Source organism: Nocardia sp. NPDC004722 (assembly GCF_053601505.1).
Genome location: NZ_JBSGBY010000915.1, coordinates 1 through 2328, shown reverse-complemented (window position 1 = coordinate 2328; position 2328 = coordinate 1). Strand labels below are relative to the sequence as shown.

At 67.5% G+C, this 2328-nt stretch carries 3 protein-coding genes and 1 pseudogene; 1 reads left to right on the top strand and 3 read right to left on the bottom strand.

Annotated elements, in window-relative coordinates; translation table 11 throughout:
- Window positions 1–47: 47 nt before the first annotated feature.
- A complete protein-coding gene (locus ACWELQ_RS43985) occupies window positions 48–626 on the bottom strand; it encodes a TetR/AcrR family transcriptional regulator (RefSeq protein WP_452402899.1) in 579 nt (192 codons plus the stop codon).
- Window positions 627–669: 43 nt separating this feature from the next.
- Here ACWELQ_RS43985 and ACWELQ_RS43980 point away from each other — a divergent pair, with 43 nt between their 5' ends.
- Window positions 670–1524: a phytanoyl-CoA dioxygenase family protein gene (locus tag ACWELQ_RS43980; RefSeq protein ID WP_452402898.1), complete on the top strand. Its 855-nt coding sequence runs from the start codon at window positions 670–672 to the stop codon at window positions 1522–1524.
- A 3-nt stretch (window positions 1525–1527) separates the two neighbouring features.
- Here ACWELQ_RS43980 and ACWELQ_RS43975 read toward each other — a convergent pair whose 3' ends face one another.
- A complete protein-coding gene (locus ACWELQ_RS43975) occupies window positions 1528–1692 on the bottom strand; it encodes a hypothetical protein (protein ID WP_452402897.1) in 165 nt (54 codons plus the stop codon).
- A gap of 228 nt (window positions 1693–1920) precedes the next feature.
- Window positions 1921–2328 (bottom strand): annotated as a pseudogene (locus ACWELQ_RS43970) (hypothetical protein); the annotation flags it as partial.

Below are 2328 nucleotides of genomic sequence, written 5' to 3'. Positions count from 1 at the left end.
AAGCGCAAACATCCCGCGCAGTTCGCTCAGCGGCCTGTCCGGTCGTGTCAGCTCAGCGCCAGCGCCGCCGCGGTGAGCCGCCAAAGCCGTTCGGCGGCAACCTCGACGGGCGGCAGCGGATCGGTGCGCAACTGCTGGGCGATGCCGTGACGCAGGCCGCCGATCACGAACGCGCCCGCACTGTCGGCGTCGAGGTCGCGGGGGATCTCACCGCTGGCCTGTCCCCGGCGGACATTGATGGCCGCCGCCTCGGAGAGGTTGCGGATGTAGTTGGCCTGGATCTCGGTGAGGCCGGGATCGGGCGCGGCACGGTCGAGCAGCAGCGTGGAGAGCGGATGCGCGAAGTGGTAGGCCACGAAATTATGGGTGCGGGCCCGCTCGCGGGTCGCCCAGTCGCCGTCGGCGGGCAGCTGGTCGTCGGCGATGGCCCGGCTCAGACCCTCGTAGAAGTCGTCCCAGATCGCGGCCAGCAGACCGATCTTGGACCCGAAGTGGTGGTACAGCGCACCCGTACTCAGGCCGGTGCGGCGGGTCAGGGCGCTCAGTTCCAACGTGCCGCTCGCATGGACGAGTTCGTCGCGCGCGGCATCGAGAAGCTGTTGACGTCCGAGAGGTGCGCGTGCCACAGTCAGGAGAATAACAGAACTAGGTTATGTTAAGGATGGCGGCATGAGCGGGAAAGTGACGTCGCTGCGCGACCTCGACGGTGATCTTGCGGGTACCTATCGGCGCACCGAGAGCAGCGGAGCGGAGGTCGATGCGGCCGTCGCGGAGGCGGATCTGGCCGCCGTCGCACGCGACGGGTACGTGATCCTGCCGAACCTGCTGTCACCGGCCGAACTCGACGAGATTCGCGAGAGCGTCGCGCCGCTGCTGGCACTCAAGGGCCGCAACAACTTCGAGGGCCACTCGACCCAGCGGATCTACAGTGTGCTCAACAAGACCCGCTCCTGCGACCGCATCGCCGACCACCCGCGCGTGCTCGCGCTGCTGGATCGGCTGTTCCTGCCCAACTATCTGCTCTCGATGTTGCAGGTGATCAATATCTTGCCCGGCGAGCAGGCGCAGATGCTGCACACCGACGACGGCTTCTACCCGCTGCCGCGGCCGCGAAAGGCATTGGGGGCGGCCACCATCTGGGCCATCGACGACTTCACCGCCGAGAACGGGGCCACGGATATCATTCCCGGCAGCCATCTCTGGGGCGATCGCCTACCGGACGGCGAGACGCGGGAACCGGTCGTAATGCCCGCCGGTAGCTGCGTATTCTTCGTCGGCACTCTCTGGCACGGTGGCGGCGCGAATCGTTCGGAGAATTCGCGGCTGGCGCTCACCGCCCAATATTGCGAGCCCTGGCTGCGTCCGCAGGAGGCGTTCACGCTCTCGATGACTCGCGACACGGTCCGCGCGGTGTCGGAGGACATTCGCCGGATGCTGGGCTACAGCATTCACCCGCCGTTTATCGGCCAGGTCGACGGCATGCATCCGAAACGGCTGCTGGAACCGGGTGCACAGCCCCTGTAGTGCTCAGTTGGCGAGCTCTTGGGCGAGCTCGACGGCCGCCTTCATATCCGGTGCGTACCCGATGCGCCAGGCCAGCCGGTCGATCGGCGATACCGAGACCTTGTAGCGGCCCTCGACTCGTTCGTATTTCACGATCGCCCGCTCACTGAGTGGTGCATGAGTCTTCATGACTTCCTCTCTGGACCCTGCATTCGGGCGTCCGAGACCACTTGACAGATATTCGAATCACTAAGCGGGCAGCTGCTTGCTATCTGTTAACTCTATGAATCGGAATGCAGGGTAGATATGGGCAATTGTCCCATTTTCTGAGCGGAAAACGCCGACGGGCGCGCGGCCGATGGCCGCGCGCCCGTTGATCTTGGTTGGAAGGGTCGCCGTTGCGACGGCAGTAACGGATCAGCCGTTGCGGCGGCGACGCGGCGACGCCGCACCGGACCGAGAGAACCCGGCGAGTCCGCCATTGCTCCCGGCGGCGGCCGCACCGCCGCGCCCACCCTGACGGGAACCACCGGCACCCGCGCGGGCGGCACCGGTGTTGCCGCGCTCGGTGCGCTGCCCGGACTGCGAAACCCCATTGCCCGAACCCTCGCGACGAGTGCCCGAACCCTCGGCGCGAGCCGGGCGGCCGGTCGAGTACTCCGCGCCGGACCGATCATTGCGCGCGGTGGTCCGGTCATTGCGCCGCCCGCCCGTGCGCGCGGTCGCCAGGGTCTGCTCACCCTCGCCTCGCCCGCCGCGCTGATCCGACTTGGCTCCCCGCCGCGCACCCGTGGCCGGGCGTCCGGTGGGTCGACCGCCGGTGGC

Bases quoted from the DNA above. Each gene is read 5' to 3' on its own strand.
- ACWELQ_RS43975 (WP_452402897.1), bottom strand. From the start codon at position 1,692: ATGAAGACTCATGCACCACTCAGTGAGCGGGCGATCGTGAAATACGAA.
- ACWELQ_RS43980 (WP_452402898.1), top strand. From the start codon at position 670: ATGAGCGGGAAAGTGACGTCGCTGCGCGACCTCGACGGTGATCTTGCG.